The 15847-nt window shown below is 49.7% G+C and carries 14 protein-coding genes; 5 read left to right on the top strand and 9 right to left on the bottom strand.

The window, feature by feature from the left end:
- Positions 1–26: 26 nt before the first annotated feature.
- A complete protein-coding gene (locus tag AC2D8L_RS14275; protein WP_484686143.1) occupies positions 27–488 on the bottom strand; it encodes a MarR family winged helix-turn-helix transcriptional regulator in 462 nt (153 codons plus the stop codon).
- Between the two features lie 97 nt (positions 489–585).
- Between AC2D8L_RS14275 and AC2D8L_RS14270 the strand changes: the two genes are divergently transcribed.
- On the top strand, positions 586–1122 hold the full coding sequence (locus tag AC2D8L_RS14270; RefSeq protein ID WP_484686142.1) for a cytochrome b: 537 nt from the start codon (positions 586–588) through the stop codon (positions 1120–1122).
- A 55-nt stretch (positions 1123–1177) separates the two neighbouring features.
- On the opposite strand, the gene AC2D8L_RS14265 is transcribed toward AC2D8L_RS14270, so the two are convergent.
- From AC2D8L_RS14265 to AC2D8L_RS14235, 7 genes are all read right to left on the bottom strand, one after another.
- Positions 1178–2581 (bottom strand): NAD(P)(+) transhydrogenase (Re/Si-specific) subunit beta, encoded by a 1404-nt coding sequence (locus AC2D8L_RS14265; RefSeq protein WP_484686409.1) that lies wholly within the window; start codon positions 2579–2581, stop codon positions 1178–1180.
- An 8-nt stretch (positions 2582–2589) separates the two neighbouring features.
- A complete protein-coding gene (locus AC2D8L_RS14260; protein WP_484686141.1) occupies positions 2590–2952 on the bottom strand; it encodes a proton-translocating transhydrogenase family protein in 363 nt (120 codons plus the stop codon).
- Positions 2949–4097 carry a Re/Si-specific NAD(P)(+) transhydrogenase subunit alpha gene (locus AC2D8L_RS14255; RefSeq protein ID WP_484686140.1) on the bottom strand — a complete coding sequence of 383 codons (1149 nt, stop codon included), beginning with the start codon at positions 4095–4097 and terminating at the stop codon, positions 2949–2951. The genes AC2D8L_RS14260 and AC2D8L_RS14255 overlap by 4 nt, the downstream gene beginning before the upstream one ends.
- 90 nt (positions 4098–4187) lie before the next feature.
- On the bottom strand, positions 4188–4319 hold the full coding sequence (locus tag AC2D8L_RS14250; RefSeq protein WP_484686139.1) for an aa3-type cytochrome c oxidase subunit IV: 132 nt from the start codon (positions 4317–4319) through the stop codon (positions 4188–4190).
- Positions 4320–4356: 37 nt separating this feature from the next.
- The gene (locus tag AC2D8L_RS14245; RefSeq protein WP_484686138.1) at positions 4357–6177 is read right to left on the bottom strand and encodes a M3 family oligoendopeptidase; all 1821 of its coding nucleotides are present in this window, start codon (positions 6175–6177) and stop codon (positions 4357–4359) included.
- Positions 6178–6293: 116 nt separating this feature from the next.
- The gene (locus AC2D8L_RS14240; protein ID WP_484686137.1) at positions 6294–7004 is read right to left on the bottom strand and encodes a CPBP family intramembrane glutamic endopeptidase; all 711 of its coding nucleotides are present in this window, start codon (positions 7002–7004) and stop codon (positions 6294–6296) included.
- A 56-nt stretch (positions 7005–7060) separates the two neighbouring features.
- Entirely contained in the window at positions 7061–7879 is an 819-nt protein-coding gene (locus AC2D8L_RS14235) for an AraC family transcriptional regulator (protein ID WP_484686136.1), read from the bottom strand.
- 207 nt (positions 7880–8086) lie between these two features.
- On the opposite strand from AC2D8L_RS14235, the gene AC2D8L_RS14230 reads away from it, so the two are divergent.
- The 4 genes from AC2D8L_RS14230 to dxs all read left to right on the top strand — a co-directional run bounded on the left by AC2D8L_RS14230 (position 8087) and on the right by dxs (position 15362).
- The gene (locus AC2D8L_RS14230; protein WP_484686135.1) at positions 8087–9559 is read left to right on the top strand and encodes a sigma 54-interacting transcriptional regulator; all 1473 of its coding nucleotides are present in this window, start codon (positions 8087–8089) and stop codon (positions 9557–9559) included.
- A gap of 184 nt (positions 9560–9743) precedes the next feature.
- Positions 9744–11396: a L,D-transpeptidase family protein gene (locus AC2D8L_RS14225; RefSeq protein WP_484686134.1), complete on the top strand. Its 1653-nt coding sequence runs from the start codon at positions 9744–9746 to the stop codon at positions 11394–11396.
- 256 nt (positions 11397–11652) lie between these two features.
- Complete coding sequence (gene mepK, locus AC2D8L_RS14220) at positions 11653–13296, top strand: peptidoglycan L,D-endopeptidase MepK (RefSeq protein ID WP_484686133.1); 1644 nt, start codon at positions 11653–11655, stop codon at positions 13294–13296.
- A gap of 131 nt (positions 13297–13427) precedes the next feature.
- Positions 13428–15362, top strand: coding sequence for a 1-deoxy-D-xylulose-5-phosphate synthase (gene dxs / locus AC2D8L_RS14215; protein ID WP_484686132.1), 1935 nt, complete (start codon positions 13428–13430; stop codon positions 15360–15362).
- A 31-nt stretch (positions 15363–15393) separates the two neighbouring features.
- Here dxs and AC2D8L_RS14210 read toward each other — a convergent pair whose 3' ends face one another.
- Positions 15394–15666: a DUF2312 domain-containing protein gene (locus AC2D8L_RS14210; RefSeq protein ID WP_484686131.1), complete on the bottom strand. Its 273-nt coding sequence runs from the start codon at positions 15664–15666 to the stop codon at positions 15394–15396.
- Positions 15667–15847 lie beyond the last annotated feature (181 nt).

Raw genomic sequence — 15847 nt, 5'->3', positions numbered from 1 at the left:
GCCAATTGTTGCGCGAATGGTTTGATTCACTCGGTCTCACTCAAACGAATATGCTGCTGGGCAATTTTGTGGACACGATCCAACAACTCAAACAATGCCTGATGCTCATCAGAAGAAAACCCATCCAACAAAACCGCGTTGATCTCATGGTAGAGTTCTTTTAGGTGACGCTTTCGATCAGCCTTTTCTGTCGCATAAACCAGAATTGAACGTGCATCTGTCTGAGACGCATTTTTTTTGACCCATCCCGCTTTCTCCATGCGATCAATAAGACGAGACACCGCCGCTTTTTCAGCATGCATATAGCGCGCAAGCTCGCCAATACTCACCCCATCCTTGCGCCAAAGGGCCCCTAAAACAACCCACTGTTGTGGCGATAAATCATGGGGTGCCAGTTTTAGGGCCAAAATCTGTTGGGCGCGTGCAGCAGTTGCCGAAACCAGGCGGCCCAATGAATCTTGTGGTGGAGTCAATTCGTCTTCAGCCATTGGCTCTTTTTAGTTTACATGGAACATTTATTAGGTTACATGTAAACTATCACGACGAACCTAAATTGCAATGAGAAATATCGTCAAAGGAACCCAAATGAGACAACCTGTGATCAAAAGATATTCGCGTACAGCCCGCATCCTTCACTGGACCATTGCAGTTTTGATTATTGGTTTATTGATCGCCGGGACCCTTATGCACAATAGTGCCGATGACGCGACGAAATTTGCCATACTCAAATTGCATGCACCCTTGGGCATTCTGGTCGGCATCTTGCTGCTCATCCGCACATTCTTTGCTTTTCGGCACGCCCGCCCTGCGCCAGACCCGAACTGGTCAATGCCTGTCAAATGGGGATCAAAGATCATCCATATCGCGCTTTATGTCATTCCTTTCGCGCTCGTCGCATCAGGTTTAGGAACGATGGCACTGTCCGGCTTAGGAGAAATTCTTCAATCTGGGCAAACAGCCCCATGGCCTGACCTTTCCATCGTTGGACCAGCCCAAGCGCACGCCTTATTTGCAAAACTGTTCATCGCAAGCTTCGTCCTGCACCTCGCCGGCGCGCTCTATCACCAGTTCATCGTCAAAGATAATTTGATCGCTCGGATGATGCCTGAACCAAAAAAATAACAAACAAAAAGGGGCGCTCAAAAGAGCGCCCCTTTCCAGTTCAAACTTTTCCAAATCAGTGGGCGAAAGCCTTCACAATGTCTTCGGTCATTTTCTTGGCGTCACCAAACAACATCATGGTGTTATCGCGGAAGAACAATTCGTTCTGCACGCCTGCATAACCCGCTGACATGCCCCGCTTGATGAACAGCACCGTGCCTGCATTTTCAACGTCGAGAACCGGCATACCGTAAATTGGCGATGCCTTATCTGTTTTTGCAGATGGGTTGGTCACATCGTTCGCGCCGATAACAAAAGCAACATCGGCTTGAGAGAATTCAGAGTTGATATCCTCAAGTTCGAACACTTCGTCATAAGGAACATTGGCTTCGGCGAGCAACACATTCATGTGGCCTGGCATACGACCAGCAACGGGGTGGATCGCATATTTGATTTCAACGCCTTCAGCTTTAAGCAAATCGCACATTTCGCGAAGTGCATGCTGAGCTTGAGCAACCGCCATACCGTAACCCGGCACGATGATCACTTTACCAGCATTTTTCATCATAAAGGCGGCATCGTCCGCTGAACCTTGCTTCACCGGACGTGTTTCTTCTTCGCCATCGGCTGCAGGGCCACTATCGCCACCAAAGCCACCAAGGATCACCGAGATAAATGACCGGTTCATTGCCTTACACATAATGTAGGAAAGGATGGCACCAGAAGAACCCACCAACGCACCGGTGATGATCAAAGCGGTATTGCCAAGCGTAAAGCCGATACCTGCAGCCGCCCAACCTGAATAAGAATTCAGCATAGAGACAACAACCGGCATATCAGCGCCACCAATTGGAATGATCATCAGACCACCCAAAACTAGCGCCAAGACCGTAATTGCCCAGAACAGCATTGGATCAGCCGTAATGGTGAATTGCCAGATCAGATAGACCAACAAGACACCAAGGCCGATATGCAGCAGATGGCGCATCGGTAGGATGATCGGCTTACCAGACATGTTGCCGTTGAGCTTCGCAAAAGCGATTACAGAACCGGTAAAGGTGAATGCACCAATGGCAACACCAAGGCTCATTTCAACCAGAGCTTGAGCATGGATATGTCCGTCGGTTGTGATGCCGAACGCGTCAGGCGCATAAAGCGCAGCCGCGGCCACAAACACCGCAGCCAAGCCAACCAAAGAGTGGAAGGCCGCAACAAGTTGCGGCATATCGGTCATCGCGATGCGACGGGCCATGACGCCGCCAATGACGCCACCAATACCGATACCACCGATAATTAATGCCCAAGAAAGCATGTCAGATGGTGCGGCAACCAATAGGGTCGTCACCACCGCAATGCCCATACCGATAATACCATAGGCATTACCGCGACGCGCGGTTGCAGGAGAAGAAAGGCCCCGAAGCGCCAAGATGAAGAGAACCCCAGAAACGAGGTAAAGAACAGCAGCAATATTTGCAGAAATCATGTCGCTTACCCTTTCTTCTTATACATGGCGAGCATGCGTTGGGTGACCATGAAGCCGCCAAAAATATTGACGCTGGCGAAAACCAATGCGAGGAAACCAAAGACTTTGGAAATCCAATTTCCGTCTGCCGCCAAATGCACACCAACGGCGAGCAACGCGCCCACAACGATCACGGAAGAGATCGCGTTGGTCACACTCATCAAAGGTGTGTGCAACGCTGGGGTTACAGACCACACAACGAAATAGCCAACAAAAATGGCAAGCACGAAAATCGCCAAGCGAAATACAAACGGGTCGATTGAGCCGCCACTAGCAGCCGATGCTGCGGCACCTGCAGCTGAAGACATTTGATCCAATGATGCAATCATGATTTTGCTCCCTTCTCGCCACTAAAGGCAGGATGCACAACTGCGCCATCACGGGTCAATTGTGTTGCGGCGACCAATTCATCTTCTGGATCAACCGCCAATGTTTTTGCTTCCTTGTCGATCAATGTCTCAAGGAATGAGGCCAAGTTTTTCGAGTAGAGCTGAGATGCCGATGAGGCAACACGACCAGCCATATTTTCAAAGCCAATGATTTTGACGCCCTTATGGTCAACAATCTCGTTGGCCTTTGCGCCTTCAACGTTGCCGCCACGTTCAACAGCCAAATCAACAAGCACCGAGCCCGGTGCCATGGATTCGACCATCTTCTTCGTGATCAAACGCGGCGCTGGACGGCCTGGAATAAGTGCTGTGGTAATCACCACATCTTGCTTAGCAATATGAGCGGCCACAAGCTCAGCTTGCTTGGCCTGATATTCTTTACTCATTTCCTTAGCGTAACCGCCTGAGGTCTCAGCTTGCTTGAACTCTTCATCTTCAACCGCAACAAACTTGCCGCCCAAAGATTCAACTTGTTCTTTCGCCGCTGGCCGCACGTCGGTTGCTGAAACAACGGCACCCAATCGTTTTGCAGTCGCAATGGCCTGAAGACCAGCAACACCAGCGCCCATAACAAACGCTTTGGCCGGACGAACCGTACCCGCGGCTGTCATCATCATTGGGAAAGCACGGTCAAACGCCACCGAAGCTTCAATCACCGCTTGATAACCAGCAAGGTTGGCCTGTGAGGACAATACGTCCATCACCTGCGCCCGGGTAATCCGCGGCATAAATTCCATAGAAAAGACACCGAACCCAGCTTTTGCGAGGACGGCGATGTCTTTTTCGTTGCCGAAAGGGTCCATTTGGCCAATAACCAACGCGCCTTTGGCGGCACCGGTAAGCGCTTTGGCAGTTGGTCGACGAACCGTCAACACAACATTTGCGCCCTTGATGGTTGCAGATGCAGTAGCAGAGATTGTCGCCCCTGCTGCCTTATATTCTGCATCCGGTATTTTGGAGCCTTCGCCGGCTCCTTTTTCGACGCTAACTTTAGCGCCGAGCCCGATATATTTTTTTACCGTTTCCGGTGTTGCCGCCACACGGGCTTCGTTGGCGGCAGTTTCGCGTGTTATCGCTATTTTCATGCCTTACTCCCTGGGCTTTCACTCAAGCCCAAACGCATTAACAAAAATGCGCCGCCCCCACATTTGCGGCACGACAATGCTCGTTAGCTGTTAGGCTACGAGGAAGAAATACATCAAAACAAGCACCACAACGATGGCGACGGTTGAGTATTTCAGAACGTTCATAACGCCGTTATATGTCTTCGTTTGCTCTTCAAAGAGCTTTTCAGCTTCGGTAGCCATTTATTTCTCCGTTTAACAAATCAATTTCAAACGCCGATCAGGCGTCCATTTCTTCCAACTCGTCAATTAGACCTTCGATCATTGAAAGTCCAAGCGACCAGAAATTCGGGTCTTTGGCGTCCAAACCAAATGGTGCCAACAATTCTGAATGATGTTTGGACCCGCCAGCGCGCAACAAGTCAAGATAGCGTTGTGCAAATCCGTCTTCCGATTTTTGATATTGCGCATAAAGTGAATTAACAAGGCAATCACCGAACGCATATGCGTAAACATAGAACGGTGCGTGGATGAAATGCGGCACGTAAGACCAAAAGCTCTCATACCCCTCGTTCAAAACAACAGATGGACCCAGGCTCTCTTTGCTTACGTCCAACCACATTTGATTAAGCTCTTCAGACCGCAACTCGCCATTTCGGCGTGCGGTGTGCACCTTGCGCTCAAACGTATAGAATGAGATCTGGCGAACAACGGTATTGAGCATGTCTTCGACTTTACCGGACAATAGGGCAAAACGCGCCTTCTTGTCTGTTGTCGCCTCAAGCAAAGACCTAAAGGTCAGCATTTCACCAAACACACTTGCCGTTTCAGCCAGCGTAAGTGGCGTCGATGCCATCAATGGGCCTTGATCCGCTGCCAACACTTGGTGAACACCATGGCCCAACTCGTGTGCCAAAGTCATCACGTCACGCGCCTTGCCCATATAGTTGAGCATCAAATAAGGGTGAGCACTTGGCACCGTCGGGTGTGCAAACGCACCAGGGGATTTGCCTTCGCGCACCGGCGCATCGATCCAACCAGAACCGAAAAACGGTTTAGCCACATCGGCCAATTCGGGTGAAAAATCAGCATAGGCTGACATCACCATATTGGTGGCTTCATCCCAATTGAACAAACGGTCATCATCGTTAGGCAATGGGGCATTGCGATCCCAAGCATTCAGCTTTTCCATGCCGAACCACTTCGCTTTCATCGCGTAATAGCGGTGAGAAAGCTTTGGATAGGCTTCGCGTACAGCACTTTCAAGCGCGTCCACAACTTCTCGTTCGACCGAGTTCGCCATATGTCGGCTATCCGCCACATCTTCGTACCCACGCCAGCGATCAGATATCTCTTTATCTTTGGCCAGCACATTGGTGATGTGGGTAAACAGACGATGGTTTTCGCCTAAAGTACCAACAAGGCCTTTAAACGCCGCTTCGCGAACAGTGCCGTCTTTGTCGGTCATTTTGGTCAAAGTTGGCTCAAGCGCCAACTCCTCACCATCAACGTCAAATTTCAGGCTAGCCATTGTTTCATCAAACAAACGGTTCCAAGCAGAACGTCCCGTAACCGACTTGTCATGAAACAATTCTTCCACGCGATCTTCGAGTTGATAAGGCTTGGCCTTGCGCAACTCGTCAAACCAAGGTTTGTAGCGGGCAAGCGCTGCGTCTTTTTCAAATGCCGCAGCAAGAATTGCATCATCGATCCGGTTCAACTCAAGGGAGAAGAACAACATCGGCGTAGAAAAACTTGTCAGTTTCTCATTCATATCGCCCATAAATTTTGAACGATCAGGATCAGACGTATTTTGCGCATACTGCAAATAGGCGAATGAGCCGATGCGACCCATTTTATCTGAAAGTGCTTCATAGCGGTTGATCGTATCGATCAGGCCGCCATTTTTAGTCAACTCTTCAAGATTGCCTTTATAGTCAGCGGCAAAGCTTTTTGCCTCTTGTTCGCAAAATTCTATATCGGCTTTAAGCTCTTTGCTTTCCGGTCCTGGATAAAGATCATCAAGGTCCCATTCAGGCAAATTGCCAAATTCCGCTCCAGCGGCTTTTTCAGCCGTTGCACCAAATACTGCTTTATTCATATTGAAAAACGAGAACTCCGAGAATGTTTTGCCCGGAGATTATCACATAAAGACATGATGTGAAGGGCGACATATAAGTATGACGCCCTTTTGCGCTCAAATGGACGTGAGCTTCGCTATATATCGAGGTCGAGATAGATCGCTGTGAAAGTTAACGTATCGATCAAACCGTGCCCTAGAACAAGCGGCCAAATATTGCGCTTGTAGCCCAAGAACAATGCGCCAAACCAAAGTCCAATTAAGCCCGTGCTGATCAACCCGCGTAGGCCCTGATAATACATGTGTGCAACGCCAAAAATGAGGGCAGGCACCAAAATCGCCAAGAAATTCCCGAAGCGCACATTGGCAAATATCTTCAATGCACGATCAATCAAAAAGGCGCGAAATAGCATTTCTTCGCCAAATGCCGCGCTTGTCCAAACAATGGCCAACCACATCAAAAATATCGGCAAGTTTCCTTCTACATCTCCCCAACGGTCTTCAACACCTGACGGTGCTTCGGTTAGGAAACTGATCTGAAATGTTTCACCTATGTAGAAAAGTAATACGCTAATCCCCATAATTCCGATGAAGGCCAACAACGCTTGCGGCACCAACAACAGCCAGGAACGGGTTTTTGTAAACTTACCAAATCCAAGTTGGCCCCATGTTTCGCCCCTATTTCGAAGATAAAGGGTTAGAGCGCATATCGCCACAAGAAGCGAAACCGGCCCTGAGAATTTCCAGATAAACGGGTCAAGAATGAGCTTTGTTACAAACGCCAGTGCCACAAACCCAAACAGTTCCAGCACGGCGCGTAACCGAGGGTCTAAATTTTCACCAATCATGTTTTCCACCTTCAATTTTTACCACTGAAGATGAGTTAATTCGCCTTACGCCCAAGTTATAGAACGTTCTTGCAACCTGAAAGCTGCATCCATATTGACGGTGTTACGCCAAAAGCGTGCTTAAAGTGCCGAATAAAGTGGCTTTGATCTGCAAAACCAACCAAATGCGCAATAGATGCACTAGAATACCCGGCGCTCAACAAGCCACCTGCAACATCTAGCCGACGCATAATCAAATAGCGATGTGGACTTGTGCCAAAGTACTGGCGAAATTCTTTGCATAATTGCCAACGGTTCATGCCTGCAACCATCGCCAGCTCGTCCAAACTCACATCCTGTCTATAATGTTTTCGCAAATAACGCGCCGCTTTCGCCAAACGGTGCCGGTCGCAACGCTGAGTGCCAACAGGTGTTGTGGACGCGTCATAAAGCGCGATCGCAAGGTCAGACAAATATCCATCAAGTTCCAAACCTGACGGCTGTGCGTCCAAATCATCCAATAGATTTTGAACCGCGTGACTCAGCCCGGCATGGGTGGAAATTCCACCGTCGATGAACGGCAATCCACTTTGCCCTGCATATTGTCGCACCAGTTCGGGTTCCAAATAAAGAGCTCTATAGGCAAAGCCACCCTCGGTCCCGGCGCGCCCGTCATGCATTTCGTCGGGGTGAAGAACAACCACCTGCCCGGGCAGCGAATTACGGGTTTCACCCCGATAATCAAACTGTTGCACACCACGCATGGTAACGCCGATTGCATAGCGATCGTGGCGATGTTTTGAGAATTGGAATTGGGAAATGAACGCTTCGGCACGCCAATCAAATTGGGCGGCCTGTCGCATCCAACTTCCATCTTCGGCCAATCGGGTCCGCACAGATTTGCTCCTATAACTAGGCGATTAGGTGGGGCAAGGACGGCAAAAATCAAGTTTGCCGGCACATTCTGACCAATCAAATTGAAAATTTATGCTTAAATCACTGTTAACAAATCAAACCTACTCTGCCCCAAAATAGAACAGTTCGATGATTCGTATCCACGCGATGCCGGATAGGGTCAGGTTTGATTGCGAGTAGTTTGTTTAATGGCCAAAGTCCTGATTATCGATGATGACCCCGTACAATGCCGTCTTAGCGCCGAAATTCTAAAGGCAAATGGATATGATACCGTTGATGTTTTATCCGGCGCGGAAGGCCTAGAAATTTTGGCCGAGGACGAAATTGACGCGCTCATTTTGGACCTGGTCATGCCCGAAATGGACGGTATGGGCGTGATGGCCGAAATGAAAAAACGCGGGATGAACCATCCCGTCATTGTGCAAACCGCCACATCATCCATCGAAACAATTGTAACAGCGATGCGGCACGGCGCGGTCGACTTTTTCGTCAAACCTGTGGCCCCCGAACGCTTGATCATTTCCCTGCAAAATGCCCTCAAACGGCAAAGCTTAGAAACATGCCTGCGCACTGAACAGAACCGACTTTCTGGTCAATTCGGGTTCGATGACATCATCACCAAATCGCCAATTATGGACCGGGTAAAGCAGCTGGGTCTAAAAGCCGGTGCCAGCAATATTCCGGTTCTAATCGAAGGGGAAAGCGGCACAGGTAAAGAGCTCATTGCGCGCGCCATTCAAAGCGCCTCAAAACGAGCGAACAAGTCATTTGTCACGGTCAATTGTGGCGCAATCCCCCCAAATTTGGTTGAATCTGTTCTTTTTGGGCACAAAAAGGGTTCCTTTACGGGCGCGACTGCGGACCAGAAAGGCAAGTTTCAAGAAGCCGACGGCGGCACACTGTTCCTAGACGAAATCGGGGAACTTCCTCTCGACATGCAAGTGAAGTTACTGCGGGCGCTGCAAGAAGGCGAAGTTGAGCCAATTGGCGCAACGAAAGTCGAAAAGGTTGATGTTCGAATTGTCTCAGCCACCAACAAGCGGCTGCTGAATTTGACCAAAGAGGGTCATTTTCGCGAAGACCTTTATTATCGCCTCAATGTATTTCCCATTTATTTGCCGCCTTTGCGCGAGCGGATGAACGATTTGGACGCACTTGTCCAACATTTCGTCAACCGATTTGCTGCCCAAGAGGGGCGCCAAATTATGCAATGTGACCAGCAAGCAATTGAATTGCTTAAAAAATTCGCTTGGCCCGGCAATGTGCGTCAATTGGAAAACACCGTTTATCGCGCCGTCGTATTGGCCAGCAGTAACGTTCTGCAGCCTGATGACTTCCCGCAAATTCGCGCCTCGATTGAGGGCACCGATGCCATCCGCGCTGAATTGGCAAAAAAACCACAACTCATATCTCCGATACATATCGATGATCTAACCGCGCCTAATCCGACCCAACAACTTGCATCAGAGCCAGTGCCTGATCGGTTTGTGGCCACCAATGGCGACGTCGCCCCGCTCAATGAAGTCGAAAGAGATCTGATTGTTTTTGCACTGGATCAGCATCAGGGAAGAATGAGCGCAGTGGCGCGTGCCTTGGGCATTGGCCGTTCAACATTGTACCGAAAACTCAAAGAATACAATTTGGAAGAAAACGCAGCTTAGCGTCTTTTCTCACAAATCAATCATTTTACGGTAACATTTATGCGAAATACTTGGCTTCGTCATAATCTCAACGTATAAATCGCCAACAAGTTTCAATTGTTGAATACGTTAAGTTGGCGGCGTCGAGCTAAAAACTTCGGCTTTTGTTGGCCGATGCTGATTTTGGGGACTTTGAGGGAACAAGATGCGTTGTAAAATTCGGTCACTAATTTTCGGCTTGAGCTTAGCCAGTTTGACAGCCCTTGGCGCTACTGCCCAAGAAATGGTTTTGGTAAATGGTGTTGAAGCGACACGCGTCGTGATTGGCCCCGCCACATCCCCACTCGCAAAAATTATCAAGTCTGGTCTGCGCGACGAATATTACGGCGCAAAAGCCGGGTCACGTACTTGGAAGAACGCCCAAGGCCTTTACTATTTTTATGGCGCGCGCAATTTTGAACCACTTTGGTTAGAAGACGATGGCAACAAAGTCGCGTTTTCAGAAAAAGCAATCAGCATTCTCAATCTGTTTGAAAAAGCAGAGATGGAAGGCCTGCGCTCTTCTGACTATATCACGCCAGCGTTGAACATTGATGCCGCGCAAAACGATCCGCAACTTTTGGCTCAGGTTGAAACCGCATTTTCTGACGCTGCTATTCTTTATGCCAAACATGCTTCGGGTGGCCGCATCGCCCCAAGCTCAGTTTCGAGTTCGATCACGCTGCGACCGACGCGCGTTGACCTTACTAAACTACGTGTCGATTTGGTGAGTGCTAAAGACCCCGCTCAATTGCTGCAAAAAATGCACCCCACACATGTTGAGTTTAAGGCGCTTCGCGCTGAGTTGGCTAAAAAGATGGCTGGCCCAGAAATTGAACAAGTGATCATGCCAGACGGCAAGCTGCTAAAACTTGGCAAAACAGACGCGCGGATGCCGATATTGCGTGAGCGGTTGCAAATTGAACTGACTGATCCAAGCAATGAGTTGGTGTATGATCAAGCTGCCGTAGATGCGGTGAAAGAATTTCAAACATCAATTGGCCTCATCGCTGATGGTGTCGTTGGCCCTGCAACTGTTGCTTCGCTAAATGGCGCACATGGCGCAAGTGTTGAAGACATTGTTGCCAACATGGAACGCTGGCGTTGGATGCCCAAGAATTTGGGCGACTTCCACGTATTCGTCAATATTCCTGAGTTCCGCCTTCAAGTGAATAAATCCGGTGTGGTGCAGCACGCGACCCGTGTGGTTGTGGGCAAACCCAAACACAAAACGCCGGTGTTTTCTGACGAGATTGAACATGTTGTAGTCAATCCATATTGGAATGTCCCTCACTCAATCGCCACAAAAGAGTTGTTACCGAGTGCAAACGGAAACCCAGGCTATTTTAATTCCCGCAATTATGAGCTTTTGGCCGGCGGCAAGGTCATCAATGCTTCGTCTGTTGATTGGGCGAACATCAACCCGAAAAAGCCGCCTTTCCGCATCCGACAACGTCCCGGCCGCGGCAATGCGCTTGGCACGATCAAGTTCTTGTTTCCAAATCAACATTCCGTTTATTTGCACGACACGCCGTCTAAGTCTTTGTTTGGACGCACCTATCGAGCATTTTCCCACGGTTGCGTTCGGGTTCACAACCCATTGGATTTCGCAAACGCATTGTTGCGATACGAGCCATCGCTTAATCTGAAAAAGATCAAAGGCATGATGGGCGGTACGGAAAAGTGGAACAATCTTGGCGACCATATTCCTGTTCACCTTGCCTATTTCACCCTCCGTATTGGTGAGGATGGTACGGTCCGCAGCTATGGCGATGTTTACGGCCACCACAAAAAACTGATGGCGCTTTTAAGCTCATAGTCCCGACCACAACCGCCTAACTTGACCCAATCATTTTCCACAGCAGGGCAGATTGACGCAGATGCCTTGGTTCAGCCTCTTTTCTCACCCATATAAAAGAGGTAAGTTGAGTAACTGAGCAGATAAAATTGGGGCAAGGACGCACCTTTTATCGTTAATAAATTCTCATCTTATGTGGTTTAAGATGCGTGAAGTTGTTTGAGTAAAAGGCGTCCAAAAAGTGTTGGGTATATTGGGCAAAATCCGGGTAAACGCCATGAAACGTGCGTTTCTTTTGATAGCTTTGGCAGTGCTTGCGGTGACCAGTATATCTGGCCCGGCTATGGCTGCGCGCGACCGGACGCTCTATCTTTATTACACCCACACTAAAGAAACCGCCAAAATTACCTTCAAACGCAATGGCCGCTATGACCGCAAAGGATTAGCGCAGCTCAATACGTTTCTTCGTGACTGGCGGCGCAACGAGCCAACGAAAATGGACCCCCGTCTTTTCGATTTGATCTGGGAAGTCTATCAAGAAGTTGGCGCGAAAAAGCCAGTGCATGTTGTGTCCGCCTATCGCTCGCCCAAAACCAACGAGATGTTGCGTTCGCGCTCTAGCGCGGTAGCGAAAAACTCAAACCACACCCGTGGTTTGGCCATGGATTTTTTCATCCCCGGCGTACCAATTTCCAAATTGCGCCAAGCCGCAATGAAAAAACAAATGGGTGGCGTGGGCTATTATCCAACGTCAGGTAGTCCATTTGTACATCTTGATACAGGCAGTGTTCGCGCTTGGCCACGCATGACAACCGCGCAGCTCAAAAGGCTGTTCCCAAAGGGTAAAACCATGCACGTACCATCCAACGGTGTGGTGCTGTCTAAAGCCGGATATGCGCAAGCCAAAGCTGACTATAGACGTTGCAAGCAAAGCCCATGTGGTGGCGCAACCCGCGTTGCAAGCCTTCCAAAAGACGATAATGATGCAGGATCAGGCCGCACATTGATGGACGTTTTGTTTGGCCGGAACAAAGACAATGTTGAAGTCGCGAAGACCCCGGCGCAGCGTTCGGTTAAATCGCAAACCATACGGGTCGCTGCTTTGGGTCAACTTCCGCCGAGCAGACCCGCGGCGCTCCTGCCGCCCACATTCAACACAGAACCTGCACAGGCTGAACTCGCCGTCGCGGTTGCTGACCTTTCGATCACGCCACCGGTTAAGCCCGAAGCGATATTGTTGGCGACAGCAAAAACGCCCTTGGTTGAGGACGACAATAATATTGAAGTGCCATCACGCTTTGCCGTTGCGTCAATTGATCCCAATGAACTACCCAGCGCATCGCGCTTCATCCAAGATGCAAATGCGCAAGCTGGCATAATTCCTGAATTGCCAAACCGGGCAGAAGCACTTCTGGCCGCCTATGCACCAACAAAGCAAGAGCCTTCGCCAGACGCACAAAAAGCACTCGAAATCATTCTGAATAGACAGAATGGCGCGACCGAGTTGCGCAGCTCGTTCGGCAAGGCTGATGAAAATTCTGATCCGAATTCACAAGCAAATCTTGGCTCTGGCATCCGCGCTGCACTTGCCACCGCGTCTTTGCAGCCAGACTTCAACGATTTCACGTCTATCTTGCAGACAGCCAAAGTTGGCAACACGAAGTCAACAATGGTGAAACCTGCATATGATCTGCAACAACGTGCGGGCGAGCTTCATGCACCAGACCTTGAGCATGTGCTTGATCTGATGACAGAACCAGCAAGGTTCCAAAGCACGCAATATGCCGTGATGTTTGAGCCAGACGAGGCAGATTTGGCGCCAACAGTGGTAATGGGCAACAAATCCCAATTCGGATTTGCGTCAAAATTTGAGCAGATCGTTGTGAGCAACATCAGCTTCAAACCCACAAATTCACTGTAAAACCCTTCTTTTTGTTTGAAAAATGCGACCATTCACCGCCTACTGGTTGCGTAGGTCCTGAACTAGGTTTAAATCTGCGTTACCCAGATGGGGCATTAAGAAATGCCTTGACTGTTTTTAGCGAGGCATGAGTGACAAAACGCCCTGAAACCCCAATTCTTGATGGCATAGCCAGCACCAAAGACGTGCGCGAATTGCCCCGAGATCAAATCCGACAATTGGCGGATGAAGTGCGCGCCGAAATGATCGATTCCGTATCCGTTACTGGTGGGCATTTGGGTGCCGGGCTGGGAGTCGTTGAACTATCCGTCGCCCTTCATCATGTCTTTAACACACCAGACGACAAGATCATCTGGGATGTTGGGCACCAAGCCTACCCCCACAAAATTCTAACAGGTCGGCGCAGTCAAATGCGTACCCTTCGCAAGGAAAACGGCTTGTCCGGTTTCACCAAGCGCAAGGAAAGCGAGCATGACCCGTTCGGTGCTGGGCACTCTTCAACGTCAATTTCAGCTGGGCTCGGCATGGCCGTCGCCGCTGACTTGAAAGACGAGAAGCGCAACATTATTGCTGTTATCGGCGACGGTGCAATGTCCGCGGGCATGGCATATGAAGCAATGAACAACGCTGGGGCGATGAACGCACGGCTGATCGTTGTTCTCAACGATAATGACATGTCGATCGCACCGCCAACTGGCGCGATGAGCGCCTATCTTGCCCGTCTTGTTTCTGGTAAAGCCTATCGTTCCATTCGCGAGATCGCCAAGGGCATCACCGAGCATTTGCCGAAATTCGTTTCTGACAAAGCGCGCAAAACCGAAGAATATGCCCGCGGATTTTGGGCCGGTGGCACACTGTTTGAAGAGCTCGGATTTTACTATGTTGGACCCATTGATGGGCACAATCTAGATCATCTGTTGCCTATTTTGGACAATGTTCGTGATGCAGAAACAGGACCCATTCTAGTTCATGTCGTCACCCAAAAGGGCAAGGGTTACGAGCACGCTGAAAATGCGGCTGACAAATATCACGGTGTATCCAAGTTTAATGTTATCACTGGCGCTCAATCGAAACCTGTTTCCAATGCGCCGTCATATACCGGTGTTTTTGCTGAGAGCCTCATTCAAGAAGCTGATTTAGACGAACGTATTGTGGCCGTTAATGCGGCCATGCCGTCGGGTACGGGCCTAGACAAGTTCGCAAAACAATTTGGCGACCGCTGCTTTGATGTCGGCATTGCCGAACAACACGCGGTGACCTTTGCGGCCGGTCTTGCGACTGAAGGGCTTAGCCCATTTTGCGCAATTTATTCGACATTCCTGCAACGTGGCTACGACCAAGTGGTGCATGATGTGGCGATCCAAAATTTGCCCGTCCGCTTCGCCATTGACCGCGCTGGTTTTGTCGGCGCTGATGGCCCAACCCATGCAGGCGCGTTCGACACTGCCTATTTGGGTGCAATCCCCAACATGATCTTGATGGCACCGGGTGACGAAGCTGAACTTAAACATATGGTGCGTACTGCCGCCGAATTTGACGAGCATCCAATCGCCTTCCGCTATCCACGCGGCGAAGGTGCTGGCGTTGAAATGCCAAGCCGCGGAAGCTTCCTAGAGATCGGTAAAGGCCGCATCTTGCGCGAAGGCAATTCTGTCGCCCTATTGTCCTTTGGCGGTCGGTTGAGTGAAACACTTGCGGCGGCAGAACTTTTGTCCACCTTCGGTATTTCAACAACAGTTGCGGACGCCCGTTTCGCAAAGCCACTAGATGTCGATTTGGTGGAACGTTTAGCACGACAGCATGAAGTACTCGTGACCATTGAAGAAGGGTCGATCGGCGGCTTTGGTAGTTTCGTATTGAACCACCTCGCGTTGAACGGTCTTTTGGATGGGGGGCTAAAATGTCGCCCCATGTTCATCCCTGACGAGCATTTTGATCACGCGTCACAAGACAAAATGTACGCTCAAGCTGGTCTAGACCGCAATGCAATTGCCGCGACCGCGATGCGCGCCATCGGCAACGAAAAAGCCGCCAACCAAGTCCTCGCGGGATTGATCGACGGCTAACTCAATTCGCACATTTTTGGAGACGCTTTTGTTAGAGCGTCTCGCCGTCCACTGGCTCAGATGGGATCATGCCCAGTGCGTGTTTATAAAGATCAAGGATCGCTTCATGTTCTTGGCGCTCGTGTGATTCTTGCTTACGCAACTTCACAACTTCACGCATCACTTTGACATCATAGCCATTGCCTTTGGCCTCAGCATAAACATCGCGAATATCTTCAGAGATCGATTTCTTTTCTTCTTCCAAACGCTCAATGCGCTCGATGAAGGCACGTAACTGTTCGCGGGCGACTGTGGACTGTCCCATATCATTTCTCTTTTATGTTTGCCAAAAATCCGGGCTATATCTTTCGCCCATCTAAGGTCATTATGGCAAGGTCGAATATCGCTCATCCACCACACTATCGAAGGAATGCATGTTGACTATGAAATTGAGATCGATTTATGCGATCACTGGCCACAGAACCGTCCAAAATCAACTATAATCA

The organism is Maritalea sp. YIW29 (assembly GCF_057219265.1).
This window is presented reverse-complemented; position numbering and strand designations above follow the sequence as displayed.